The sequence below is a fragment of the Bacillus sp. KICET-3 genome (assembly GCF_033261025.1).
Taxonomy (GTDB): Bacteria; Bacillota; Bacilli; order Bacillales; family Bacillaceae; genus Bacillus; species Bacillus sonorensis.
The window spans coordinates 4,492,952-4,519,548 of sequence record NZ_CP137345.1 but is presented as its reverse complement, the minus strand read 5'-3'; the positions used below and the strand labels follow the sequence as shown (position 1 = coordinate 4,519,548).

Annotated in this window: 23 protein-coding genes and 1 pseudogene; 17 read left to right on the top strand and 7 right to left on the bottom strand. The window is 46.1% G+C overall.

All coding sequences use genetic code 11. From position 1 onward, the window contains the following. Positions 1 to 7: 7 nt before the first annotated feature. From R5H20_RS22990 to R5H20_RS22980, 3 genes are read left to right on the top strand one after another with little or no spacing between them, the layout of a single operon-like run. A complete protein-coding gene (locus R5H20_RS22990; protein WP_006639739.1) occupies positions 8 to 235 on the top strand; it encodes a FeoA family protein in 228 nt (75 codons plus the stop codon). Further along, positions 232 to 2,244 (top strand): ferrous iron transport protein B, encoded by a 2,013-nt coding sequence (gene feoB, locus R5H20_RS22985; protein ID WP_006639738.1) that lies wholly within the window; start codon positions 232 to 234, stop codon positions 2,242 to 2,244. The genes R5H20_RS22990 and feoB overlap by 4 nt, the downstream gene beginning before the upstream one ends. 15 nt (positions 2,245 to 2,259) lie before the next feature. Next, complete coding sequence (locus R5H20_RS22980; RefSeq protein WP_006639737.1) at positions 2,260 to 2,418, top strand: FeoB-associated Cys-rich membrane protein; 159 nt, start codon at positions 2,260 to 2,262, stop codon at positions 2,416 to 2,418. Between the two features lie 22 nt (positions 2,419 to 2,440). Here R5H20_RS22980 and R5H20_RS22975 read toward each other — a convergent pair whose 3' ends face one another. Then, entirely contained in the window at positions 2,441 to 2,809 is a 369-nt protein-coding gene (locus tag R5H20_RS22975; RefSeq protein ID WP_006639736.1) for a VOC family protein, read from the bottom strand. Between the two features lie 182 nt (positions 2,810 to 2,991). Continuing rightward, positions 2,992 to 3,963, bottom strand: a complete 972-nt coding sequence (locus R5H20_RS22970; RefSeq protein ID WP_006639735.1) for an iron-hydroxamate ABC transporter substrate-binding protein — start codon at positions 3,961 to 3,963, stop codon at positions 2,992 to 2,994. Positions 3,964 to 4,118: 155 nt separating this feature from the next. On the opposite strand from R5H20_RS22970, the gene R5H20_RS22965 reads away from it, so the two are divergent. The 4 genes from R5H20_RS22965 (at position 4,119) to yidA (ending at position 7,399) form a co-directional block, all read left to right on the top strand. Next, a complete protein-coding gene (locus R5H20_RS22965) occupies positions 4,119 to 4,583 on the top strand; it encodes a DUF3052 family protein (RefSeq protein ID WP_006639734.1) in 465 nt (154 codons plus the stop codon). A gap of 151 nt (positions 4,584 to 4,734) precedes the next feature. After that, complete coding sequence (locus tag R5H20_RS22960; RefSeq protein WP_006639733.1) at positions 4,735 to 5,385, top strand: MtnX-like HAD-IB family phosphatase; 651 nt, start codon at positions 4,735 to 4,737, stop codon at positions 5,383 to 5,385. Beyond that, positions 5,385 to 6,434 (top strand): iron-containing alcohol dehydrogenase family protein, encoded by a 1,050-nt coding sequence (locus tag R5H20_RS22955; RefSeq protein ID WP_006639732.1) that lies wholly within the window; start codon positions 5,385 to 5,387, stop codon positions 6,432 to 6,434. Before R5H20_RS22960 ends, R5H20_RS22955 begins: the two co-directional genes overlap by 1 nt. A 152-nt stretch (positions 6,435 to 6,586) precedes the next feature. Continuing rightward, the gene (gene yidA, locus R5H20_RS22950; protein WP_006639731.1) at positions 6,587 to 7,399 is read left to right on the top strand and encodes a sugar-phosphatase; all 813 of its coding nucleotides are present in this window, start codon (positions 6,587 to 6,589) and stop codon (positions 7,397 to 7,399) included. A 34-nt stretch (positions 7,400 to 7,433) separates the two neighbouring features. Here the strand turns inward: yidA and R5H20_RS22945 are convergent, their stop codons facing one another. After that, positions 7,434 to 8,972: an ABC-F family ATP-binding cassette domain-containing protein gene (locus R5H20_RS22945; protein ID WP_006639730.1), complete on the bottom strand. Its 1,539-nt coding sequence runs from the start codon at positions 8,970 to 8,972 to the stop codon at positions 7,434 to 7,436. A gap of 446 nt (positions 8,973 to 9,418) precedes the next feature. Between R5H20_RS22945 and htpG the strand changes: the two genes are divergently transcribed. Then, complete coding sequence (gene htpG / locus R5H20_RS22940) at positions 9,419 to 11,299, top strand: molecular chaperone HtpG (RefSeq protein WP_006639729.1); 1,881 nt, start codon at positions 9,419 to 9,421, stop codon at positions 11,297 to 11,299. A gap of 149 nt (positions 11,300 to 11,448) precedes the next feature. Here the strand turns inward: htpG and glpT are convergent, their stop codons facing one another. From glpT to R5H20_RS22920, 4 genes are all read right to left on the bottom strand, one after another. Further along, entirely contained in the window at positions 11,449 to 12,807 is a 1,359-nt protein-coding gene (gene glpT / locus R5H20_RS22935; protein WP_006639728.1) for a glycerol-3-phosphate transporter, read from the bottom strand. Between the two features lie 16 nt (positions 12,808 to 12,823). Beyond that, positions 12,824 to 13,717 (bottom strand): glycerophosphodiester phosphodiesterase, encoded by an 894-nt coding sequence (locus tag R5H20_RS22930; RefSeq protein ID WP_006639727.1) that lies wholly within the window; start codon positions 13,715 to 13,717, stop codon positions 12,824 to 12,826. A gap of 298 nt (positions 13,718 to 14,015) precedes the next feature. After that, a complete protein-coding gene (locus R5H20_RS22925; protein WP_006639726.1) occupies positions 14,016 to 14,948 on the bottom strand; it encodes an aldo/keto reductase in 933 nt (310 codons plus the stop codon). A gap of 72 nt (positions 14,949 to 15,020) precedes the next feature. Beyond that, positions 15,021 to 15,776 carry a DeoR/GlpR family DNA-binding transcription regulator gene (locus tag R5H20_RS22920; RefSeq protein ID WP_006639725.1) on the bottom strand — a complete coding sequence of 252 codons (756 nt, stop codon included), beginning with the start codon at positions 15,774 to 15,776 and terminating at the stop codon, positions 15,021 to 15,023. Positions 15,777 to 16,205: 429 nt separating this feature from the next. On the opposite strand from R5H20_RS22920, the gene iolA reads away from it, so the two are divergent. The 9 genes and pseudogenes from iolA (at position 16,206) to iolI (ending at position 26,596) form a co-directional block, all read left to right on the top strand. Beyond that, positions 16,206 to 17,672: a methylmalonate-semialdehyde dehydrogenase gene (iolA, locus tag R5H20_RS22915; RefSeq protein WP_006639724.1), complete on the top strand. Its 1,467-nt coding sequence runs from the start codon at positions 16,206 to 16,208 to the stop codon at positions 17,670 to 17,672. Between the two features lie 74 nt (positions 17,673 to 17,746). Further along, positions 17,747 to 18,562 carry a 5-deoxy-glucuronate isomerase gene (gene iolB / locus R5H20_RS22910; protein ID WP_029419761.1) on the top strand — a complete coding sequence of 272 codons (816 nt, stop codon included), beginning with the start codon at positions 17,747 to 17,749 and terminating at the stop codon, positions 18,560 to 18,562. 27 nt (positions 18,563 to 18,589) lie between these two features. Then, complete coding sequence (gene iolC / locus R5H20_RS22905) at positions 18,590 to 19,579, top strand: 5-dehydro-2-deoxygluconokinase (protein WP_006639722.1); 990 nt, start codon at positions 18,590 to 18,592, stop codon at positions 19,577 to 19,579. Between the two features lie 27 nt (positions 19,580 to 19,606). Next, positions 19,607 to 21,520, top strand: a complete 1,914-nt coding sequence (iolD, locus tag R5H20_RS22900; RefSeq protein ID WP_006639721.1) for a 3D-(3,5/4)-trihydroxycyclohexane-1,2-dione acylhydrolase (decyclizing) — start codon at positions 19,607 to 19,609, stop codon at positions 21,518 to 21,520. Between the two features lie 13 nt (positions 21,521 to 21,533). Continuing rightward, positions 21,534 to 22,436 carry a myo-inosose-2 dehydratase gene (gene iolE, locus R5H20_RS22895; protein ID WP_006639720.1) on the top strand — a complete coding sequence of 301 codons (903 nt, stop codon included), beginning with the start codon at positions 21,534 to 21,536 and terminating at the stop codon, positions 22,434 to 22,436. Between the two features lie 12 nt (positions 22,437 to 22,448). Beyond that, positions 22,449 to 23,747: an MFS transporter gene (locus R5H20_RS22890; RefSeq protein WP_006639719.1), complete on the top strand. Its 1,299-nt coding sequence runs from the start codon at positions 22,449 to 22,451 to the stop codon at positions 23,745 to 23,747. 24 nt (positions 23,748 to 23,771) lie between these two features. Continuing rightward, positions 23,772 to 24,807, top strand: a pseudogene (locus tag R5H20_RS22885) (Gfo/Idh/MocA family protein). Between the two features lie 22 nt (positions 24,808 to 24,829). Then, complete coding sequence (locus R5H20_RS22880; RefSeq protein ID WP_006639718.1) at positions 24,830 to 25,696, top strand: sugar phosphate isomerase/epimerase family protein; 867 nt, start codon at positions 24,830 to 24,832, stop codon at positions 25,694 to 25,696. Between the two features lie 63 nt (positions 25,697 to 25,759). Beyond that, positions 25,760 to 26,596 (top strand): 2-keto-myo-inositol isomerase, encoded by an 837-nt coding sequence (gene iolI, locus R5H20_RS22875; RefSeq protein WP_006639717.1) that lies wholly within the window; start codon positions 25,760 to 25,762, stop codon positions 26,594 to 26,596. Position 26,597 lies beyond the last annotated feature (1 nt).

Genomic DNA, 26,597 nt, shown 5'->3' with positions numbered 1-26,597 from the left:
CTCAACGATGGTTTTAGCTGAATTAAAACAAAAAGAGAGAGCAAGAATCATAGATTTTTCAGACGTGAATGAACTTGTTCAGCGCAGACTCATACAGCTCGGGATGAAAGAAGAAGCTGAAATTTGCGTGCAGCGGAAATTGCCGTTTGGCGGTCCGTTCATGTTTGAGTCTGGCGGACAGTGCCTCGGCATACGGCTTGAAGAAGCAAAAAAGATCAGGATTGAAAAGCTATGAACAGCCGGCAGATTGCCCTTTTCGGAAATCCGAATACGGGGAAAACGTCATTGTTTAACGCGCTGACAGGCTCCTATGAGTATGTCGGAAACTGGAGCGGGGTGACCGTTGAGAAAAAGGTGGGACTGCTCCGCCATAAACAAGGAATGATGGTCGATCTCCCCGGCGTTTATACATTGAGCCCGCTGTCCCGCGATGAAGGGGTCGTCACTGATTTTCTGCTCAATGAATCATTTTCAGACATATTGAATATTGTCGATGCATCACAGTTAAAGCGGAACTTGCACTTAACCGTGCAGCTCCTGGAATTTGGGCATCCGCTTACGATCGGTTTAAATATGATCGATGTCGCAGGACAGCGCGGCGTCTTCATTGATCATCAAAAAATGTCTGATGCGCTAGGTGTTCCGGTGATTCCTGTTATTGCCCGCAGCGGCAAAGGATGTGATGAACTGAGCCGGCATTTGCTTCTTGAAAAAGAAAAGAGGGCGAAGCCGCTCGTCATCGATTACGGAAGCGCAGTAGAAGAAGCGATCGGCCGGATCGAATCGATCATACCTGAACGTCCAGGCATTTTAAAACGCTGGATGGCCCTTCAATATTTGGAAGGTAACTCGAAAATGAAAGAGCAGCTGGAAGATGCGGCCGACAAAGAACGGTTAAAGGAAATTTACGAGGAGACAGAAAAACGCCTTCTTCAGGAACAATCCGCAAAATCGCTGCATCAGCATATTTACAATGAGAGAGAACGATGGATTGACCGCATCATGTCATCCTCTGTTGAATATCAGTCAGAGCGAAAACAGACGCTGACTGAACGCGTGGATCAGATCGTTACGCATCAGGTGCTTGGCATTCCGATTTTTTTGTTGTTCATGTATCTCATGTTCATGCTGACGTTTGACTGGCTTGGTGTTCCATTGTCTGATGCACTGGACGGTTTCATCGGCGGTCCGCTGACGGAATGGACGGCTTCGGCGCTGTCGGCAATGGGAGCCAGCCCGTTTATCGAGGCGCTCATTCTCGACGGGATCATTGCCGGTGTCGGCGGTGTGCTCGTTTTTGTCCCGCAGATTTTTATTCTGTTTTTCTTCATTTCGGTGCTCGAAGATTCCGGGTACATGGCGCGTGTGGCCATGGTGATGGACCGTCTGATGGAGGCGATCGGTTTAAACGGTAAAGCCTTTATTCCGCTGATCATCGGCTTCGGCTGCAATGTTCCGGGCGTCATGGCTGCGCGAACTGTAGAGCAGCCTAAGGAAAGACTCTTGACGATTATGCTGACGCCATTTATGTCCTGTTCTGCAAGACTGCCGGTTTATGCTTTGTTTGCAGGGGCTTTTTTCGCGGCTCATCAGGCTTTCGTCGTCCTTTCCTTGTATGTGCTGGGCATTGCCGCAGCGCTGGCGCTGGCGAAGTTTTTATCCTCGTCCAAGCTCAAAGAAGAAAAGTCGTTTTTCGTGATTGAACTGCCGCCGTATCGTTTGCCTCAAGCGCGTACATTGTGGCGGGCAACATGGGAAAAGGGCAAAGGTTTCGTCCGCAAAGCCGGGACTTACATTTTTGGCGGGTCTGTCCTCATTTGGCTTTTATCGTATACAGGGCCCGGCGGAACGGGCGTTGAGATGGATGACAGCTTTTTAGCGATGATCGGCGGAGTGCTCGCACCGTTGTTGATGCCGCTGGGGTTCGGCACATGGCAGGCAGCGGCATCACTATTAACCGGTTTTCTCGCGAAGGAAGTTGTCGTTGCTTCGATGAGCATCATCTATTTCGTACCCGAAGCCCAGCTGCAAGGCATGATGGCTGAGCAATTTACACCGCTGGCCGCTTACGGATTTATGGCTTTCGTTCTTTTATACGTACCATGCCTCGCGACAGTAGCGGTAATTAAAAAAGAAACAAACTCGAAAAAGTGGATGTTCTTGTCCATTGTTTACGGACTGGCCATTGCATATGCGATCGCGTTCTTGATTTATCAGGGCGGACGATTGCTTGGGTTATCATAGGAAGGATGTGACAGCATGCTGTTTAATATCACGATCGGAGCGCTCATCTTCGGTTATGCGGCATGGACACTTATAAAATTTGTCAAACGAAGCCGGAAAGGAAAATGCGCCGCCTGTGAATTAAATCGTACGTGTCAATCTGCTTGCGATGACGTGAAAATGAAAAACAGCTGAGGCGATCAGCTGTTTTCGCTATTTATATTTGCACTTCACTCATCAAAGCGAGAGTATTTCCTTCGGTATCTTGAAAGAAGGCCATCCAGGTTTCCGTTTGCTCCATTTTTGCCACCATATGCGGTTCTATGAGAAAAACAACGCCTTTTGTTGCGATTTCATCATATACTGCCGGCAAATCTTCAACTTGAAAATAAATGACGGAGCTTGCATGAGCAAATTCGTCTTTTTCCGGGAGGCTGAGAAGAAGCCGCAGCCCGCCGCACTCAAAGAAAGCCATGCGATCTGTCTGAAATAAAAGGGACAGGCCTAATACATCCTGATAAAATGCCACAGCCCGCTCTAAGTCTTCAACCGGCACCCCGATTTGTCCAACTTTTTCAATTCCCATATTTATCGCCTCCATCCATTTATTGTATCATATATCGTTCCACGTGAAACAGCTTCCGTGAAATGGGAGGGAATGATCGTGCGGTTACGGAGGGAGCCTTAAAGCGGTGTTGAAGTCCTTCTTGTCCCTGGTTCCATCCTTCACCCAAAGCAATAAAGAAAGGCTGGAGACGGGCTCCAGCCTTATTTTTTCTGATTCTCCTTCTCACGCTTCACCAGCATCTCCGTAATCAAATCAACCTGCTTGCTGACAGAGATCGGATCGTACGGGTAGAAGGTATTAAAATCATTGATGAAGACGCGGTTGTTTTTGACGGCGTCAAGGTTTTTCCAAATGGAAGACTGCTTCAGCTTGTCCAGCGTTTTGCTGTCGCCGTTCGGATTATAATCTGTGACGAACATATAATCGGCAGCATATTCAAGGATGACTTCCGTGGACAGTTCTTTGATTTCACCTGTTTTGAAAATGTCTTTTACGATTTTTTCAGGAGCTTTTAAGCCGAGTGCATTATAAACCGCTTGGCCGCCGCGTCCGCCGTTGTCATTGAACACCCAAAACTTCCCTTTATCCGTGTTTTCATAAACGCCGAATGTTGCATTTTTGTCGACGACTTTGGCGATTTTTTTCTGAGCGGCTTTTGATTGTTTCTCAAAGTCTGCAAGGAATTTGTCGGCCTGTTCTTTCGCACCTGCGATATCGCCGAACATCTTCACGGTTTCCTGCACATTTTTTGCAGTGTTATAAGGGATGACGACAGTCGGTGCGATTTTAGACAGCTTGTCGTAATTGTCGTCTTTCATAACAACGATTAGATCCGGCTTCAGTTTCATGACCTTCTCTACATTGATCGGGTCGCCTACATCTGTTACATCTTTCAGCTGATCTTTCAAAAATGGGTTGGTGAAAGACCATGAGCCTGAGCCGACTACATTCGCGCCAACCGAGAACAGCTCGCCGGCATAAAAGTCTGTCACGATCCGTTTCGGTTTTACCGGGATTTTGACATTGCCGCGTGTTGATTTATAAGTTCTTGTCGCCGCCTCAGCTGCTTTTTCATTGCCGCTGCTTCCGCTGGACTCTGAAGAGCTGCTGCATGCGCTGACAAACAAACATAATATCATAACGAATCCGATGATAAATGAATACTTTTTCATTTGACCCTCCATATGTATCTATAATTGAAAATGATTCGCATTATCAATGTAAATATAGCAGAAAAAGCCCTCATTCGTCTATTACTTTTTTGCTTTGTATGATTACTGTTGTTTTGGATAATTTGTTACTATAAACAGAAAAGGATTGATTAAAGATGGCAGAAACACATCCGGTTATCAAAAAATTGCAGGTTAAAGACTTCGGCCAGCCCGTACTCATCATAAACGCACCTGAGTCTTACAATGAAATCATGGCCGCATTTCAAGGTGAAGTGCATGATAGGGCCGAACAAGACAAATACGATTTTGTTCAAGTGTTTGGCACGGCAAATGAAAGCCTGCAGGCATCTGCCCGGGAAGCGGAGCATCATCTGGCAGAGGACGGATTATTTTGGCTTTGTTATCCGAAAAAATCATCCAAACTGTACAAGGGTTCTGATTGCAGCCGCGAGACGGTAGCCGCTTTGCTTGCGGATCAGGGCTATGAGCCTGTCCGCCAGATCGCAATTGATGATGATTGGTCTGCCCTGCGGTTTCGGAAAGCGGAAAACATCAAGACAATGAAACGGAAATTTGCCGTGACGGAAAAAGGGAAACAACGTACTGAGAAAGAATCATAAACACATCACGTATATTGTTCAGTTCATTAAGAATATTCACTTTGTGAAATAAAGTACACAAAAAAGAAATATGATTATGTTCAACAATTCACAAACTTTCTGTATAATAAATCTAAAATTTAAAATTCCCTAGAGAAAAGAGGTATGCAGCATGAAGGAATGGGCATTTGTATCAGACTTTGACGGGACGATTTCCAAACAGGACTTTTATTGGATGGTTATTGATAAATATTTTCCTGAAGGCCGTGAATTGTTTAAGAAGTGGAAAGCGGGAGAATTAAAAGATATTGAATTTTTAGGCACCGTGTTTGCTTCCATCAATCAAAGCGAACAAACCATCATCGATGACATCCATTCGATTCCGATTGATGAGCATGTACCAGACTTCATTCGGCATGTCCAGGAAAGCGGCGGCGACTTTTTCATTCTAAGCGCCGGAACTGATTATTACATTCATTATATTTTAAAAAAATACGGCATTAAAGATGTCGAGGTTTATTCAAATAAAGGCTTTTTTAAAGAAGACAACGTCCACATGACGATTGATGAAAACCATTGGCACTACTCTGAACGCTATGGCATTGATAAATCAAAAGTCATTCAAAAGCTGAAAGAAGAGTATAAGACGATTTATTTTGCCGGTGACAGCGAACCTGATTCCCACCCGGCAAAATTTGCGGATGTTACGTTTGCAAAAGACGCGCTCCAGGATATATTGCGTGAGAAGGGTGTGCCGTTTGTAGCGGTCGAGACTTTCGGGGACATCGAACGGTACTTAAAGCAAAAAGGAATGATCGTCTAATGCCGCGCCAGGTGACAAGTATCGCCATTCCTGCGGTTTTGGACATTAGTGAAGGCGTGTTTGGCCGGTTGGAGGCGATCTTGGAAAAGCACCAGTTTGATAAGGCCATTATGTTTTTTGATGATTTTTCATATCAGCAGTATGAGAATTCATTAAAAGCCGCTTTTCAAAAGGTCCAAGTCGACGCTGTTAAGCTGCCGGCCGGCCTTGATCTTCAGCAGCTGATTCAGAAAGCATTTTCAATCGGTAATTATGATGTCATGATCGCCATGGGCGGCGGATATGTCGTTGATTGCGGAAAATATATCGCCTTTTCTAAACGAACCCCGTTCATCAGCATACCGACATCGGCATCCAACGACGGGTTTGCAAGCAGCAATTGTTCGCTTCAGGTCGAGGGCAAAAAAACAACGGTTCCTGCCCGGGTTCCTTATGGGATTATTGCTGATTTGAATATTATTCAAAAAGCACCGGAATGCTTTATTTTAGCCGGGATCGGCGACCTGATGTCCAACATTACCGCCCTTTATGACTGGGAGTTTGAAGAGCGGCAAGGAGTCAGCGATGTCAATGCGTTTGCATCTATGCTCAGCAAAAAGGCAGTGAACAGTTTCGTCCGTACGCCGATGCAGGATATTAAACAGCCGATCTTTTTGAAAGAATTGGTCAGTTCATTAACAATGGGCGGCATCGCAACGGAAATCAGCGGAAACAGCGCGCCTATCAGCGGTTCAGAGCATTTGATATCCCATGCGCTGGACAAAATCTCAAAAAAACCGCAGATGCACGGCATACAAGTAGGGGTGGCCACCTATATCATGGCCCATGTGCAAAATCACCGGGCTGAGAGAATTAAAAAGGTGTTTACAAGAACGGGCTTTTTCAACTATGTAAAAACGCTTCATCTTGACAAACATGAGTTTCGCGAAGCGATCAGCCTTTCTCACACGATAAAGCCAAACCGTTATACGTACCTGCATGACAAGGCCTACCGTGAAAAAGCGCTCCGTTTGCTTGATGAAGATCCCATTCTTCAAGACATGTTTTAAGCTGCAAACAGTCTCCGCCAGAGGCTGTTTTTTGCTGTGGGGAGTTTTTCGGATGATGTCATAAAGGAAAAGCCAAGGACTGTGGTAAAATAAAGGAGAAATAGGTCATAGGTATGAGATTGAGGCACGATTTTAATCAGGGAGAGTGGAACATGTACAAACTAATCGCGATAGATATGGATGGAACATTGTTGAATGACCTTCATGAGGTAACAGAGGAAGTGCGTGATGCCCTTCATGCGGCGAAAGCGCAAGGCGTGAAGATTGTCCTTTGCACCGGGCGCCCTCTCGGCGGAGTGAGCCGCTATTTGGAAGAACTGAATTTAAATGAAGATGGCGATTATGTTATCGCCTATAATGGTGCGCTTGTTCAAAATACGCATACACAGAAGGTCGTATCAGAGCTGACGCTTCGCTATGAAGATTTGAAATCTTTATATGAACTCAGCCAAACCCTTGATACCCCGATGCACTTTTTTGACTCATCTTATTTATATACGCCAAACCGCGATATCAGCCCATATACAGTCTATGAATCAAACGTCACTCAGGTTCCGCTCCGTTTTCGGAAGATGGAGGAGATACCGGAAGACATACTGGCGCCAAAGGCGATGTATATTGATGAGCCGGAGAAGCTTGACCGGACCATCGCCGCTATACCGGAAGAAGTAAAGGAACGTTATACAATGGTGAAGAGTTCGCCGTTCTTTTACGAAATTCTTCATCCTGCGGCCAGTAAAGGAAATGCCGTTCGGCAGCTCGCCGATCTATTGGGGATTGCAAGAGAAGAAGTAATGACAATCGGCGATAACGGCAACGATCTGACAATGATCGAATGGGCTGGCTGCGGAGTTGCGATGGGCAATGCCATACCTGAGGTGAAGGCCTCTGCAAATTATGAAACGAAATCAAATAATGAAAACGGCGTCGCCCACGCCATTCATGAGCTTGTATTATCCAAATAAAAAAGCCGGCCTTTCGAAAAGGCCGGCTTTTCCTTTACTTGCGCCGCCAGGCTTCAATCCGCCAGACATGAGTCACCCAGTCTTCATAAAAGGCCGGCTCATGGGAAACGAGCAAAATCGTTCCTTTATAGTCGCAAAGCGCTTGCTTTAAGGCATTCTTTGCCAATGTGTCAAGATGGTTTGTCGGTTCATCAAGAACAAGCAGATTGCTGTTTGAAAGCATCAGCTCCGCCAGCCGGACTTTTGCCTGTTCACCGCCGCTGAGCGTAGAAAAGGGCTGGCTGATATGCTTTGGCGTCAAACCGGACATCGCGAGCGTTTGCCTGATGTCTTTTTCCGGTACATCGGGAAAGAGCGCCCGCACTTTTTCAAGCGGTGTATCATGAGAAGCGGGGCTTTCCTGTCTAAAATAGGCTGCCTGTAAATGCTGTCCGGCTGTTACGATGCCGCTGAGAGGCTTGAGATCACCGAGCAGCGTTTTGATGAGCGTCGATTTTCCGGCGCCGTTTTCTCCGATAATGGCGATTTTATCGCCCCGGTTCACGGTCAGGGAAAGGGGCTTAAATAATGGTACGGTGTAGCCGGCCTCAAGCTTTTCCGTCTCGAGCACGGTCATCGCCGGATTCCGCCCCGTTGTAAATTCAAAGCGGGGGACATGAGAATCTGTCGGTTTTTCGATTCGCTTGATTTTGCTTAATGCTTTTTCCCTGCTTTTGGCCTGTTTCGCTTTTCGGACTCTGTTGCGGTCGATAAACGCCTCTAACTTTTTAATTTCCCTGTTCTGTTTTGCGTAAGCAGCTTCTGCCTGTGCCCGGCTTTGCGCATATTCCTTCAGAAAATATTGATAGTTGCCGGAGTAGCGTTTTATCGTTTGATGCTCCAGATGGAATGTAACCGTCGTGATCTCATTTAAAAAGCGTTCGTCATGGGAGATGACGAGAAATGCGTGCTCATAGTTTTTCAAGTAGCCTGTCAGCCACTCAATGTGTGAGGCATCCAAATAGTTGGTCGGCTCATCCAACAACAGCACATCAGGTTCTTCGAGCAGCAGCTTGGCCAGCAGCAGCTTCGTACGCTGGCCTCCGCTTAAAGCCGTGACATCCTGATCAAGGCCGATTTCCGTCAAGCCGAGGCCTTGGGCGGCATCCTCAATGTTGGCGCCGATTTGGTAAAATCCTGAAGCATCCAGTTCGGTCTGGAGCTCTCCGTATCTTTTCAGCATGGCCTCCAGGTTGTCTCCGGGATCGGCCATTTTTTCAGCGAGCACATTCATTTCCATTTCGATTTCAAAAAGCCGTTCATAGGCCTTTTCCATGTACTGAAGGATGGTTGTGCCTTCCGTCAGTTTGGCATGCTGTTCGAGAAAACCGGCCCGAATATTCGGCTGCCATTCAATGTTTCCGTAATCGGGCAGAAGGCTTCCCGTCAAGAGCCGCAGAAATGTCGACTTTCCGGCTCCGTTTGCACCGACAAGGCCGGCATGCTCGCCTTTCAGCAAGCGGAAGCCGGCATCTTGAAAGATCATGCGGTCTCCATATATATGGGTAAGATTCGTGACATTAACAATACTCATGGTGATTCTCTCCTTCAGGCTTATTTTCGAAAAAACTAAGCCATCAAAGAGAACAGCGTGAAGCATCGCTATCCTGTCCGGCAAAAAAAGCGGGTAAGGCAAAATACACCTTACCCGCTACATATTAAAATACAGCAAGAAAGGATGTGAAATCGTATCAAACTGTTCCCGAGATGGCTTGTCTAAAAAAGGGCAGACTTCTCCCGTCTTTAAGCCAATTCTCTTTTAAGAACAGTTGATAAGATTTTCATTCCTTTCCACCTCATACAGTCAAAATTTTCTTCATATCAAATTATATGAAGAGGAAGTACGGTTGTCAAATTGTAAAAAATGCTCCTTCAAGCGGCATTTTTTACAATTTGACATCAATCAGCCGGTATGTTATTTAAAATATGAATAGGAAAGATATTGAAAAGTCGGTTTGAAAACAAAAGGAGAGAGAAAAGGTGGCTAAAAAAGAATTCAAAGCAGAATCCAAAAGATTGTTAGACATCATGATCAACTCAATTTACTCCCAAAAGGAAGTCTTTTTAAGGGAGCTGATTTCTAACGCGAGCGACGCCATCGATAAAATCTACTACAAAGCGCTGACAGACGATTCACTGACGTTTAACAAGGACGATTATTACATAAAGGTGAAATCTGATAAGGAAAACAGAACATTGACTGTATCAGATACGGGAATCGGCATGACAAAAGAGGAGCTGGAGGAGCACCTCGGAACGATCGCGAAAAGCGGTTCACTTGCGTTTAAACAGGAACACGAAGTAAAAGACGGGCATGATATCATCGGCCAGTTCGGCGTTGGATTTTACGCCGCTTTTATGGTAGCCGACGTTGTCACAGTCATCACAAAGGCGCATGGCAGCGACCAAGCGTATAAGTGGGAGTCCGCGGGAGCCGACGGGTATACGATCGAGCCGTGCCAAAAAGATCATGTCGGCACAGATATTATGTTGAAATTGAAAGAAAACACGGATGATGAAAATTATGATGAATACCTTGATGTGCACCGTTTGAGATCAATCATTAAATCATATTCCGATTTCATTCGCTATCCGATCAAGATGGATGTCACCGTCAATAAACCGAAAGAGGACGGCGAAAACGAATTCGAAGAAGTCCAGGAAGAGCAGACGGTCAACAGTATGGTGCCGATTTGGCGGAAAAATAAAAACGAGCTTACAAAAGAGGATTATGAAGCGTTTTATGCTGAAAAGCGCTACGGCTTTGACAAACCTCTTGCCCATATCCATACAAGTGTCGACGGTGCGGTGAGATACCATGCTATTTTATACATTCCGGAGAACATGCCGTTTAACTATTATTCAAAGGAATTTGAGAAGGGCTTGGAGCTGTACTCTAACGGTGTATTGATCATGGAGAAATGCCCTGATCTGCTCCCTGACCACTTCAGCTTTGTGAAGGGAATGGTAGATTCAGAGGATTTATCCCTCAACATATCAAGGGAGATGCTCCAGCATGACCGCCAGCTCAAGCTGATTGCCAAAAATATCAGCAAGAAAATCAAAAATGAATTGAAAAATCTGTTGAAACATGACAGGGAAAAATATGAATCATTCTATCAATCGTTCGGCAGACAGCTCAAGTTTGGCGTCTACAACGATTTCGGCGCCAACAAGGATGTGCTGAAGGACTTGCTGATGTTCTACTCTTCCAAGGAGAAAAAGCTTGTCACGCTTGACGAGTATGTATCAAGAATGCCTGAGGACCAAAAATATATTTATTATGCGTCAGGCGATTCATATGACCGGATTGAAAAGCTTCCTCAGACAGAGCTTGTTTCTGAAAAAGGCTACGAAATTTTATATTTCACCGAAGATATTGATGAATTCGCCATAAAAATGCTTGCGAAGTATGAGGAAAAAGAATTTAAATCCGTGTCAAGCGGAGACCTGGGAATCGAAGAAGACAAGGACCAAAACAATACAGATGCGGATGAACATCAATACAAAGAGCTGTTTGGCGAAATGAAAAGCATACTGGCGGACAAAGTAAAAAACGTAAGGGCGTCAAAACGCCTGAAAACCCATTCCGTATGCCTTGCTGCCGACGGCGAAGTCACAATCGAAATGGAGAAAATTTTAAACGCGATGCCTGACAATCAGCATGTCAAAGCAGACAAAGTGCTGGAGATCAATACAAATCACGACGTCTTCAAAACGCTGCAGGACGCTTTTGAAAACGACAAAGATAAATTCAAACTGTATACCAGTCTCCTGTACAACCAGGCGCTGCTGATCGAAGGCCTGCCGATCGATGATCCAGTCGAGTTTACAAACGATATATGCAAAGTGATGGCGTAATAAATAAGCCGCATCTCAAGGTTTCTTGAGATGGGCTTTTTTTGTGGAAGTGGTTAGGTGGGAGCGAACAGCCAAACGAATATGGCTGGAAAAAATTTTATGGAAAACTTAGTAAAAGATACATCTCAGACTGAGATGTATCTCTTCACTTAATGTTTGACAACTTCCTGTCCCCGCACATTCCATGTCATCGCAAATATGAGGGCGGCAATTGCGCATGATGCCGTTAATAATGTAAATCCTGCGTTCCAGCCGGCTGAATCGACGATGACCCCCATTAGAGCGTTGGCGGTCATTGTGCCTCCCAAGTAGCCGAACAGACCGGTCAGTCCGGCGGCGGTGCCGGCGGCTTTTTTAGGAACAAAGTCAAGCGCCTGCAAGCCGATCAGCATAACCGGACCGTAAATAAGAAAGCCGATCGCGATCAAGGATATCATATCCACCACCGGATTTCCGGCCGGATTGAACCAATACACCAGCACAGCAATCAAAACGCCGAGCATAAAGACGAAACCGGCGGGACCGCGGCGTCCTTTAAACCATTTATCCGAGATCCAGCCGCATAGCAGCGTCCCCGGAATGCCCGCCCATTCATACAGAAAATAGGCGACGCTTGATTTGCTCATATCAAACCCTTTTTCTTCGTTTAAATAGGTTGGCGCCCAGTCCAATACGCCGTAGCGGACGAAATAGACGAAGATGTTTGCCAGCGCGATGGCCCAAACCCATTTATTATTCAACACATATTTGAACAGAATCTCTTTAGTCGACAGCTCCGTTTCAAACGTTTTTTTCGTTTTTGTTGAATAGTCATTGCGATATTCTTCAATTGGCGGCAGTCCAACAGACTGAGGGGTATCGCGGATTAATACATATGAAATAACTGCTACAACGATGGCAACCAGTGCTGGTAAAATAAAGACACCTTCATACCCTGAAGAACTTCCGGTGATTCCGGAGAATACCGCGACACCGGCAACAGCAATCGGAGCCATCAGCCCTCCGCCGACATTGTGGGCGACATTCCAAATCGCCGTTTTATTTCCCCTTTCGCTTACGCTGAACCAGTGAACAAGTACGCGGCCTGATGGAGGCCAGCCCATCCCTTGGAACCAGCCGTTTAAAAACAGCATGATGAACATGATGGCGATAGATGAAGTAAAGAAAGGAACAAACCCCATCAGCAGGCTGATGACGGCGGAAAGAATCAAGCCGGCAGGCAGGAACATCCGCGGATTGCTCCTGTCTGATATGGTCGCCATCACAAACTTGCTGATCCCGTAAGAAAGTGAAAGGGCGGATAAGGCCAGGCCGAGCTGTGATTTTGAAAACCCTTCTTCAATAAAATACGGCATAGCCAGCGAGAAATTTTTGCGAATCAAATAATATGCTGCATATCCGATGAAGATGCCAAGAAAAACCTGCAGTCTGAATTTCTTGTATTCAGAATCGATTTTTTCGTCAGGCAATCTGTCAATCGGCGGTGCAGGTCTAAAAAGCTTAATCATGTTTTCCTCCTACAAATCAATACTTGTTTTCTTGTAAAACTTGCTGCAAGCGGTCGGGAAAGTTGGTGAACATTCCGGTGACGCCCCAATCCAGCAGCCTTCGCATGTCTTCTTTTTCATTGACGGTGTAAGGATGTATGAGCAGTCCGGCCTTGCGCACCTTTTGAACGTATGCCTGATCAATTTGATCAAAGTTCATCCCGAGGCCGACGCTGTACGTCTTATACGCCTTCAGCTCATCATCCGTAATGGAAGCCGGCCCATCGTACCAGAGCAGCTGCACAAGCGGGATGGCAGGGTTTAATTGATGAATAATGTTCAAGCTTTCAGGACTAAAAGATTGAATGATGACTTTATTCGAATGAACATTTGGCCCTGTTAATTTATACTTATTCAGGGTGTTGAGCAGCTTTTCTTCCATTTGAGGATATACTTCCGGCGATTTTGTTTCAATATAGTAGCGGGCGTTTTTGCCGAATGTTTGAATCACTTCTTCAAGTGTTGGAACCTTTAGTCCGACATACTCCTTTTTCGCCAATTCGGGATACTTTTCATTAAACCAGGACCCGGCATCCAGCTGTTTTATTTCCTTTAGCGTATGGTCTTTGACAAGTCCGGTTCCATTTGTCGTCCGGTCCAATGTTTCATCATGCATGGCAATCAATCGGCCGTCTTTTGTCATTTGAAGATCGATTTCTATGTAATCGCCTTTCATGCGCTGTCCGAGTTTATAGGCCAATAGAGTATGTTCAGGAGCATGGCCCGATGCCCCGCGATGTGCGACATTTAATATTTGATTCGGGTTCAGCGGTTTGCCGGCCGGTGCTGCCGCCTCCGCTTTGCCGCAGATCCCAAAACCGATCCCAATCAGTGCGGCAGACATCAATACGTTTCGTAAAAGTCCCTTCATCATCGTTTCCCCTTTCTTTTATGAAAAAGATTGAGTGATCAATTTGAGGTCATTCCTCACATGTTTCCTTTCCTCCTTCATCGATTTGATCTGTTAATATAGCGGCAAAGAAAAAAGATCCCCAAAAAACCTCCTAAATGCTGAGGTTCTTCCAGTGGATCTCCCAAATCTCCATCACTATGATTAACTTATTCCCTATCATATCAGAATTGGAAACGCTGTCAACGTGTTTTAGCGATAAACTGCAAAAAGAAAAAACCTATCATGAAAGATAGGTTTTTAGAATGGTTTCTTTTTATTATGCAAACAGCTGGTCGATGTAGTCGATATCGTCCTGCGACAGTTTGATCTCAGCCGTTTTTATATTATCCAGCAGCTGATCTGCACGTTTCGCTCCAGGAATCAAAATATCGATTTCCGGTCTTGCAAGATACCAGGCCAATACGATGTGCGCGATGTCGGCACCATGCTTTTCCGCAATCGGCGCCAGCTTGTTTACCTTTTTGATGTTTTCTTTAAAGCGTTCGCCTTGGAAGTTTTCCATTTCCCTGCGGAGGTCACCTTCAGGGAATGTCGTGTCTTCCGTATATTTTCCGGCCAAGAGCCCTGAAACAAGCGGGAAATATGGAACGAACGAAATGTTATGCTCCTGTATATACGGGAAAAAGGTCGTTTCCGCTTCCCGGTTCAGCAGATTGTATTCGCCTTGCAAAACATCAACAAGCCCGTTTTTATTTGCTTCTTTAAGCTGGTCGAGAGAGAAATTGGAAACACCGATCGCCCGGATTTTTCCCGCCTTCTTCAGCTCATGCAGCGCCTCGACCGCTTCATCTTTCGGTGTGTGTTCGTCAGGGAAGTGAATATAGAAGAGATCGATGTAATCCGTTTGCAGCCGCTTTAAGCTTTCGTCTACGGATTGTTTCAAAAATTCCGGAGAGTTGTCAAAGACAAAGTCGTTTCCTTCTTTTTTGTGGGCGGCTTTTGTTGCGATGACGGCATCTTCGCGGTTAAATTCGCGGAGGACTTCGCCAATCAGCTCCTCAGAACGGCCGACTCCGTATATGTATGCGGTATCCAGCAATGTCACGCCGTTTTTAAGCGCTTCGCGGACCAGTTCTTTTCCTGTTTCTTCATTGAGATTTGGATAAAGGTTATGGCCGCCGACTGCATTTGTTCCAAGACCGATCGGAAATACATGTAAGTCTGACTTGCCCATTCTAACTTTTTTCATTGATTTCCCCTCCTAATATATATGGACCCGGCCGGCAATACCGGCCAAGCTGTTCACTTCAACTATAACATGCTAAGCCAGATGGATTTCAATGTTATGCTCGTTGCAGAATGTGTTGTACTCCTCATCGAGCGGTTTTGACGTGACAATGGCATGCAGCCTGTCAAAACGCGCATATGTCAGCAATGTCGATTTGCCGAATTTGGAACGGTCAGCGAGCAAGTACACTTCTTTTGCTTTTTCGGAAATCTTCTTTTTGATTTCATATTCGAGCAGATCCGAGTTTGTCAGCCCGTGTGTCAGAGTCGCCCCGGTCGCCGACATAAACGCTTTGTTGATGTTGTATTTATCCAATGTGCTCGGATCATCCATCCCGACAAAGGACTGTGTTTTTCGCTTAAAGTTGCTTCCGATGATAATCAGGTTAATATGTTTCAGAGCTGCGGCAGCATTGATAATATCCAGGCTGTTTGTTAAAACGGTTACATTTTTATTTGGATCAAGAGTTTCCAATATCGATCTTGTCGTCGTGCCGGAATCGATGAATATAAGGTCGTGATCTTCGATGAACTGTGAAGCATAATGGGCGATTTTCGTTTTGGCGTCTTTATTTTGGATTGTGCGATTCTCAAATGGGATCAACGCCGTTTTCTCAATCGCCGTCACACCGCCGTATACTTTTTGGATGACGCCCTTCTCAGTCAATTTGTTAATATCGCGTCTGACCGTGTTTTTGGAGACATTGAAGACCTGGCAAAGTTCATCTAACGAAGCGGTGCCATTGGTCAAAATGTACTCCTCCATCTCCTTTATCCGCATCAATTTCATACATATATCTCCTTCTAATATCTTTAATTAAATATATAAGAAATCCAAGAGTTAATCAATAATTGCTTAAAAAATGATAACATTGGTGGCTATTTTTTGCAAGATTTGACTGCGTTCCATTTTATTACACATTTATTATATAAATAGTTTCAAGGTTTCAACAAGAAAAAATTTATTTTTTTATGATTGACTTATGGGTATAATCAGATTAGAATATAACCAAGAAATAACCAAAACGTGATAAAATTTGATGAAAATGTTGAGCTGAAAAAAAGCTTTTCATTCCGTTTTCGGTTCTTTTGATTTTGTAAGCGTTTCATTTCCGCCTTTTGCGAAATCTGTCATGCAATGAGCAATAGCCGTTCATGATGGTTAAATCCTGCCAACATCTGTACCAGCAGACGTTTAATATTTAAGGAGGTTATAAGGATGGCAGAAATCAGAAAGCTAAGAAACTATATTAATGGCGAATGGGTTGAAAGCAAAACCGATAAATATGAGGATGTCGTCAATCCTGCTACAAAAGAAGTACTGTGCCAAGTGCCGATTTCTACGCGGGAAGATATCGAATACGCTGCACAAACAGCGGCAGAAGCGTTTAAAACATGGTCAAAAGTTGCCGTACCGCGACGGGCGAGAATTCTTTTTAACTTTCAGCAGCTTCTGACCCAGCATAAAGAAGAGCTTGCACACCTGATAACGATTGAAAATGGAAAAAACACAAAAGAAGCGCTTGGCGAAGTCGGGCGCGGAATAGAAAATGTCGAGTTTGCCGCAGGAGCCCCTTCATTAATGATGGGCGATTCGCTTGCAACGATTGCGACTGATGTCGAAGCCGCCAACTATCGCTACCCTGTTGGAGTCGTCGGCGGAATCGCACCGTTCAACTTCCCGATGATGGTTCCGTGCTGGATGTTCCCAATGGCCATTGCTTTAGGAAACACATTTATTCTGAAGCCATCTGAGCGTACACCGCTGTTAACAGAGAAGCTGGTTGAGCTTTTTGAAAAAGCGGGGCTTCCTAAAGGTGTATTCAATGTTGTGTACGGCGCGCATGACGTCGTAAACGGAATTCTCGAGCACCCGGAAATTAAAGCGATTTCATTTGTCGGTTCCAAACCGGTCGGGGAGTATGTCTATAAAAAAGGAAGCGAACATTTAAAACGCGTTCAGTCTTTGACAGGCGCCAAAAACCACACCATTGTGCTGAATGATGCCAATCTGGAAGATACGGTCACGAATATTATCGGTGCCGCTTTCGGTTCAGCCGGTGAGCGCTGCATGGCTTGTGCGGTTGTAACCGTAGAAGAAGGAATCGCCGATGCTTTTATGGAGAAATTGCTTAAAAAAGCGTCCGAGGTCAAAATCGGAAACGGACTGGATGACGGCGTGTTCTTAGGTCCGGTCATTCGTGAAGAAAATAAAAAGCGCACGCTCGGCTATATACAAAAAGGGATTGAAGAAGGCGCCAGACTCGTCTGCGACGGCCGTGAAAATGTGTCTGATGACGGCTATTTCGTCGGTCCGACGATCTTTGACAATGTAACAACTGATATGACGATCTGGAAAGACGAAATTTTTGCGCCTGTTCTGTCGGTCATCCGTGTGAAAAACTTAAAAGAAGCGATTGAAGTCGCCAACAAATCTGAATTTGCCAACGGCGCATGTTTGTTTACATCCAATTCCAACGCCATCCGCTATTTCCGCGAGAACATTGATGCGGGAATGCTTGGCATCAATCTGGGCGTGCCGGCTCCAATGGCCTTCTTCCCATTCTCCGGCTGGAAGTCCTCCTTCTTTGGAACACTGCATGCCAATGGAAAAGACAGCGTTGATTTCTATACGCGCAAAAAAGTCGTGACTGCAAGATATCCGGCCCCTGATTTCAATGAATAAATGATAACTGTCGAACGGCGTGGACCTCACGCTGTTCGGCCCATGTTTCAAGATATAAAAAGGAGGCTTTTTCAATGAGTCATTTGTTGCGCAAGCCGCAAGAGGCAGAGCTTTCACAAGGCGTCAAGGTTGTTCATGAGGTGACGGCCTCAAATTCCGATCTTCGCTATGTAGAATTCAAGGTCGTCGACCTCGCGCCGGGATCCCGCTATTCAGAGGAATTAACCAAGCAGGAATGCTGCATTGTTGCGGTTACTGGAAAAATTACCGTATCTGATCATGAAGCGACATTTGAGAACATCGGAACGAGGGATAGCGTATTTGAAAAAAAACCGACGGACAGCGTCTATGTGTCAAATGACCGCGCATTTGAAGTGACTGCGGTTACCCAGGCAAGAATAGCCCTTTGTTATTCCCCTTCAGAAAAACAGCTGCCGACAAAATTGATCAAAGCGGAAGATAACGGCGTCGAGCATCGCGGGAAGTTTAGCAATAAACGGACCGTCCATAATATTCTTCCGGATTCAGACCCTTCGGCGAACAGCCTGTTAGTCGTTGAAGTCTACACAGAAAGCGGAAATTGGTCAAGTTACCCGCCTCATAAACACGATCAAGACAATCTGCCAGAAGAATCGTTTTTAGAAGAAACCTATTATCATGAACTTGATCCTGCCCAAGGTTTTGTATTCCAGCGCGTCTATACGGATGACCGCTCAATTGACGAGACGATGACAGTAGAAAATGAAAACGTTGTCATCGTGCCGGCGGGCTATCACCCGGTGGGTGTTCCTGATGGGTATACGTCTTATTATTTGAATGTCATGGCAGGACCGGTGCGCAAGTGGAAGTTTCACAATGATCCGGATCATGAGTGGATTTTGGAACGCTAACAATCAGGCGAGGAGTGGCTGTTGAAGATGAAATATACGTTTAATGAAGAGAAGGAATTTGACATTGTGGCGATCGGCCGCGCGTGCATTGACTTAAATGCCGTCGAATACAACCGGCCGATGGAAGAAACGATGACGTTTTCGAAATATGTCGGCGGCTCGCCGGCGAATATTGCGATCGGCAGCTCAAAGTTGGGATTGAAGGCCGGTTTCATCGGCAAAATTCCGGACGACCAGCATGGCAGATTTATAGAGTCCTATATGAGAAATACGGGTGTTGACACATCGCAAATGGTTGTTGATCAAGACGGACATAAAGCAGGCCTCGCTTTTACGGAAATCAAAAGCCCTGAAGAATGCAGCATTTTGATGTACCGGGATGATGTCGCAGACCTTTACCTTTCTCCTTCGGAAGTTGACGGGGACTACATCGCCAGAGCGAAGATGCTCTTGGTCTCCGGTACGGCGCTCTCAAAAAGTCCGTCCCGCGAAGCGGTTTTAAAAGCCGTTCAGCTGGCGAAAAAGCACCAGGTCAAGGTTGTATTCGAGCTTGATTACCGTCCGTACACATGGACATCAGCGGAAGAGACCGCTGTTTACTATTCATTGGTCGCCGAGCAGTCCGACGTCGTCATCGGGACGCGCGATGAATTTGATGTGATGGAAAACCGCAGCGGAGGAAGCAATGAAGAATCAGTGAAACATTTATTCGAACATTCTGCGGATCTTGTCGTCATCAAGCACGGTGTGGAAGGGTCGTATGCATACAGCAAATCGGGAGAGGTCTTCCGCGCGAAAGCTTACAAAACAAAGGTTCTGAAAACATTTGGAGCAGGCGACTCATATGCTTCAGCCTTCCTCTACGGCCTTGTGACAGGGAAGACAATCGAAACGGCATTGAAATACGGCAGCGCCTCCGCCTCTATTGTCGTCAGCAAGCACAGTTCATCCGAAGCCATGCCGACCGTTGAGGAAATCGAGCAGCTCATTGCGGCGCAGTCTTACAGTCTTAAATGAAAAGAATGAGTAAAGGTGGGATCGTTTGTGGGCAAGAAAATACGTTTAACAACAGCACAAGCGTTAATTAAATTCTTAAATCAGCAGTACGTCAATGTTGATGGAGAGGAAACGCCGTTTGTCGAAGGGATTTTCACAATTTTCGGACACGGAAACGTGGTCGGGATCGGCCAGGCGCTTGAGCAGGATGCCGGTCATTTGAAAGTATTCCAGGGGAAAAACGAGCAGGGAATGGCTCATGCGGCAATGGCCTACAGCAAGCAAATGCTGAGAAGAAAAATCTATGCCGTATCAACGTCCGTCGGACCGGGAGCCGCGAATTTGGTGGCTGCCGCAGGAACAGCGCTCGCGAACAATATTCCGGTTCTTTTGCTTCCGGCTGACACATTTGCAACGAGACAGCCTGATCCGGTTCTTCAGCAAGTGGAGCAGGAATACAGCGCAGCGGTTACGACGAACGATGCATTGAAGCCGGTCTCAAGGTATTGGGATCGCATTACACGTCCCGAACAATTAATGAGCAGCCTGATTCGTGCGTTTGAAGTGATGACAGACCCGGCAAAGGCCGGTCCGGTAACGATTTGCCTGTCTCAGGATGTCGAAGGTGAAGCATTTGACTTTGATGAAAGCTTCTTTCAAAAACGCGTTCACTACATTGACCGCAGGGAGCCGAGCGAACGCGAGCTGACAGGCGCGGCAGAGCTGATCAAATCGAGCAAAAAACCGCTTATCTTAGTCGGCGGCGGGGCGAAATATTCCGGTGCCCGGGACGAACTGATCGCGATCTCCGAAGCATACAACATACCATTGGTTGAAACACAGGCCGGCAAATCAACGGTGGAAGCTGACTTTGCAAATAACTTGGGCGGAATGGGCATCACAGGTACGCTCGCTGCCAACAAAGCAGCCCGCCAGGCCGACCTCATCATCGGGATCGGAACACGATATACCGATTTTGCGACCTCTTCAAAAACGGCGTTTGATTTTGATAACGCAAAATTTTTGAACATCAATGTCAGCAGAATGCAGGCCTATAAGCTTGACGCATTCCAGGTCGTGGCAGATGCGAAAGCGACGCTCGGCAAGCTGCACGGCTTATTGGAAGGATATAAGAGCGAGTTCGGTTCACTCATTCGGGAGCTGAAAGACGAATGGCTTGCTGAACGCGACCGCTTGAGCAAAGTCACATTTAAGCGCGAAAACTTTACGCCTGAAATTAAAGATCACTTTTCTCAAGAAGTGCTGAATGAATATGCCGACGCACTGAAAACCGAGCTTCCGCAAACGACCGCTTTGCTGGCGATCAATGAGACAATCGATGAAGACAGCGTTGTCATTTGTTCAGCGGGTTCTCTGCCGGGCGACCTGCAGCGGCTGTGGCATTCAAACGTACCGAATACGTACAACCTGGAATACGGCTATTCCTGCATGGGTTATGAAGTATCCGGCACACTCGGGCTGAAATTGGCTCATCCGGACAGAGAGGTCTATTCACTGGTTGGGGATGGCAGCTTCCTGATGCTTCACTCAGAGCTGATCACAGCCATTCAGTACAATAAGAAAATCAATGTCCTGCTTTTTGACAACTCCGGGTTTGGCTGTATCAACAACCTCCAGATGGATCATGGAAGCGGCAGCTACTATTGCGAATTCAGAACGGATGACAACCAGATTCTCAACGTCGATTATGCAAAAGTTGCTGAAGGCTACGGAGCCAAAACATACCGCGCCAACACGGTTGAAGAATTAAAAGCCGCACTTGAAGATGCAAAAAAACAAGAGGTCTCGACATTGATTGAAATGAAAGTGCTGCCGAAGACGATGACTGACGGTTATGACAGCTGGTGGCATGTCGGGGTTGCAGAGGTTTCAGAACAGGAAAGCGTTCAAAAAGCGTATGAAGCCAAAGAAAAAATGCTCGAATCTGCAAAGCAGTATTAAAGGAGGCACCAGGATGACCAAGTCAGAAATTCTATGGGGCATTGCCCCCATAGGATGGCGGAATGATGATATTCCGGAAATCGGAGCGGGCAACACCCTTCAGCATTTGTTAAGCGATATCGTCGTTGCAGGCTTTCAAGGCACGGAAGTGGGCGGCTTCTTTCCGGAACCGGCCATTCTCAATAAAGAGCTCGAGCTGAGAAATCTAAAGATTGCCGGCAAGTGGTTCAGCAGCTATATCCTTCGTAACGGCGTTGAAGAAGCGGCCAAGGAATTTGCGGCTCACTGCCAGTACTTGAAAGACGTCCATGCAGATGTTGCGGTCGTATCAGAACAGACGTACAGCGTGCAGGGTTTGGATAAAAACGTGTTTACAGAAAAGCCTTATTTCACCGATGAAGAATGGCTGCGGCTATGCGAAGGTTTAAATCACCTCGGGGAAATCGCCGGCCGGTACGGCCTGAAGCTTGTCTACCATCATCACCTCGGCACAGGCGTGCAGACAGAAGAAGAAGTTGACCGGCTCATGGCAGGAACTGACCCGTCGCTTGTGCACCTTCTGTATGATACGGGGCACGCCTACATTTCCGACGGAAATTATATGAACATTCTTGAAAAGCATATCGACCGGATCAAACATGTTCATTTTAAGGACGCACGCCTGAATGTCATGAAGAAATGCAAGGCGGAAGGAAGATCGTTTCAACAAGCGTTTTTGCAAGGAATGTTCACCGTTCCAGGCGACGGCTGCATCGATTTTAAAGAAGTATATGAAAAGCTGCTGCAGCACGGCTATTCCGGATGGATCGTAGTGGAGGCCGAACAGGATCCTGATGTGGCAAATCCGCTTGAATACGCATTGATCGCCAGAAAATATATTGACCGTCACTTGTTGAATGTCGCAGCAACCAATTAAGGGGGCTCTAAATTGAGCAATGGAAATGCAGCAGTCTCACCATTCAATAAACGAACCGTCGCGGCAGCTTTGGCAAATTACATTGATGCAGGCTCCATTGTGGCAGGATCGGCAGGTTTATCTTTATGGGTCAGTTATCTAAAGCTTTCTGATACACAGATCGGGCTGCTTGGCGCGTTTAGCGCGAACGCCATCTCAGCAGCGATCGGAGCGCTGCTCGGCGGCTTTTTGGCTGACAAAATTGGCCGGAAAGCTGTCTATACGAACAGTATGCTTGTTTATGCACTGGGGATTTGTTTAGTATTGTTCGGCGCCAGCTTCCCTATTTTGTTAAGCGGTTACATTATTATCGGTTTGTCGGTAGGAGCTGATATTACGGCTTCTTGGACGATTATCGCAGAGAACGCGCCTAAGAAAAACCGGGCCCGTCATTGCGGCGTTGCGCAAGTCGCATGGGCTGCGGGAGCGGTTGTGGTTCTGTTGCTGTCGGTCCTGCTGGGTGATTTCGGCTTATTGGGCAATAAAATCGTGTTTGGGCATTTGCTTGTCATCGCACTGATCACCTATGTTCTGCGCAAAAGGCTGCCGGAATCCGATGCCTGGCAGGATAAAGCTGAACCGGCTCAAGCCGTCAGGAAGACGTCCTATCTTGATTTACTTCAGCCTAAGTTTTTAAAAAGCATTTTATTTTTAATGGGTGTGTACTTGATTTGGAATCTGGCGGCCGGTGTCATGGGATTTTTTATGCCTTACATTTATCAGCAAGTCGGCGGTGTGTCAGCAAACATGGCAAACATTTTGCAGATGGGGCTGTTTATTTTCACCGGGCTTGGTGTCGCTTTTATCTTCATGCCGTTTGCCGACAAATACAGAAAGACAGTGTTTGGAATCTCCGCATTTGCGGCGGTGATTGGCTGGTCATTGTTTCTGCTTCCGGCAGAGGGCATGCCGATTCTCATCCTCTTTATCGTGATGATCGGCATCAACAATGGGGCCGGACAACAGGCGAACTATCAATTATGGGCCAGCGAAATTTTCCCGACAGAATACCGTGCATCTGCACAAGGGCTGATGTTCTTTCTTGTTCGCATCTCAATCGGAGCCTGGAGTCTGTTCGTCCCAATGATCATCTCGAATTTTGGAATTGCATTTATGGCCGCCATTCTCCTCGGCTGTGTAACAGCCAGCATGATCATCGGGCTTGTATTCGCACCTAATACATCCGGCAAGTCGCTTGAACAAATTCAAAAAGAGCTGTATGGAACTCCGCCAGCTCAAGTTGAGCAAGTACAGACAAAAAAAATTATGTAACTACTTTTGAAGGAGTGGCTATCAATGAAATTACGCATTGGTGTTATTGGTACAGGAGCAATCGGAAAAGAGCACATCAACCGCATCACGAATAAATTAGCCGGCGGAGAAATTGTCGCGGTCACCGATGTAAACCAGGAGGCAGCTCAGCAAGTCGTAGCCGACTACAGTTTGAATGCCAAAGTCTATCCGGATGACGACAGCCTGATCGCAGCCGAAAACGTAGACGCCGTCTTGGTGACAAGCTGGGGTCCGGCTCATGAATCAAGCGTGCTGAAAGCGATTAAAGCGAATAAATACGTATTTTGTGAAAAAACCTTTAGCGACGACTGCGGAAGGCTGCATGCGGATCGTCAATGAAGAAATCAAGGCAGGCAAACGACTCGTTCAAGTCGGCTTTATGCGCCGTTATGACAGCGGTTACGTACAGCTGAAAGAAGCGCTCGATAACCATGTCATTGGCGAGCCGCTTATGATTCACTGCGCGCACCGCAATCCGGCAGTGGGAGAAAACTATACAACGGATATGGCCGTTGTTGATACGCTTGTTCATGAAATTGATGTGCTGCACTGGCTCGTCAATGATGACTACGAGTCCGTCCAGGTCATCTATCCGAAAAAATCGAAAAACGCGCTGCCGCATTTAAAAGATCCGCAAATTGTAGTGGTCGAGACAAAAGGCGGGATCGTCATCAATGCTGAAATCTATGTCAACTGCAAATACGGATACGACATCCAATGTGAAATCGTCGGCGAAGACGGCATCATCAAGCTTCCCGAGCCAGCAAGCATCTCGGTGCGAAAAGACGGAAAATTCTCTACAGATATCCTGATGGATTGGCAGCGCCGCTTTGTGGACGCGTATGATGTGGAAATTCAAGATTTCATTGACTCGATCCAACAAAAAGGCGAAGTCAGCGGACCGACCGCATGGGACGGCTATATCGCAGCCGTGACGACGGACGCCTGCGTAAAAGCTCAGGAATCCGGACAGAAAGAGCCTGTGGCACTCCAGGAGAAACCGGAATTCTATCAATCGTTTACAACTGTGCAAAAATAAAAACATTGAGGAGTGAAAAAATATGAAATTAGCATTGGATCCATCGATGTATCGAGATGATTTAACTTTGGAGGAAACGGTCTATAAAACGGCGGAGCTAGGCTACGAATATATCGAACTATCGCCGCGCGAAGATTTTTGCCCATTCTATAAATATCCGAAAGTCGATTCAGCAAAGATCAAACAATTAAAGCGTCTTTTAAGGGATACAGGTGTTAAGCTTTCATCGCTCCTCCCGCTTTACCACTGGGCAGGTCCTGATGAAGATCGCCGTCAGGCAGCGGTGCGCAATTGGAAAAGGGCGATCGAAATTGCGGTTGAGCTTGAAGTGGATTTGATGAACAGCGAATTCAGCGGTTCAAAATATGACCCTTTAACAAGTGAAGAAAAATTTATCAAATCCATGGATGAACTGATTCCCGTCTTTGAAAAAGAAGGCATTAAGCTGAATCTTCAAGCCCATCCGTACGATTTTATCGAAACGCACAAAGGTGCGATGGATATGATCCGCGCGCTTGATCGGGATTGGATCAACCTTGTCTACTCGACTGCGCATACATTCTTCTATGATGACGGCAAAGGCGATATCGAAACCATGTTTGACGAAGCAGGCGACCGCCTCACACATGTTTTATTTGCAGATACCTATAACCATAAAGCGGCTCATGGCCTGCGCTACATCGTCAATCCGCCTGACGCGAAAGTAACGGTTCACCAGCATTTGGACATTGGTCAAGGCGAGGTTGATTTTGATACGATTTTCAGAAAGCTGAGAGAGATGAAGTTCGACGGAATTGCGACCAATGCCGTTTTTGCTTGGGTCGGTGAAAGAGCGGATGAATCAAGCAGATTCATGCTTGAAAAATTGAAACAGGAATTATTAGGATGAGCCTCGAGTTCGGCGCCGTGCCGAACTCTCTTCACAAGGACATGAGAGAAGGAGAATCGCGAGATGAAACTATGCTTTAATGAAGCAACGACATTGGAAAACTCAAACCTTGCAAAAGATCTTGAATATTGTGAAAAACACGGATACGACTATATTGAGATACGGACGATGGATAAGCTGCCGGAATACTTAAAAGACCACTCTCTCTCGGAATTGGCGGAGTACTTTCAAACCCACCATATCAAACCGCTTGCATTAAACGCTTTAGTATTTTTCAACAACCGCGATGAGAAGGGGCATCAGGAGATTATCGCCGAATTTAAAAACATGATGGACATATGCCAGACGCTCGGCGTAAAATATGTCGTCGCTGTTCCGCTTGTTACAGAACAAAAAATCTTAAAAGAAGAGATTAAAAGAAGCTGCGTCGATGTCTTGACAGAACTGTCCGATATCGCCGAACCGTACGGCGTCAAGATAGCCCTTGAGTTTGTCGGGCATCCGCAATGCACGGTCAATACATTCAGACAGGCATATGACATCGTCAGCGCCGTAAGCCGCGACAATGTCGGCCTTGTATTTGACAGCTTCCACTTCCATGCGATGGGATCTGACCTTCAAGACTTGAAACAGGCCGATGGAAAGAAAATTTTTATTTACCATATTGATGATACAGAGGATTTTCCGATCGGCTTTTTAACTGACGAAGACCGCGTATGGCCGGGACAGGGGGCCATTGATTTGGATGCCCACTTATCGACGTTAAAAGAAATCGGTTTTTCAGACGTTGTGTCTGTTGAGCTGTTCAGACCAGAATATTATAAGATGGCTGCTGAAGAAACGATTAAAACGGCAAAAAAAACAACGGTTGATGTTGTCTCAAAATACTTCAAGATATAAC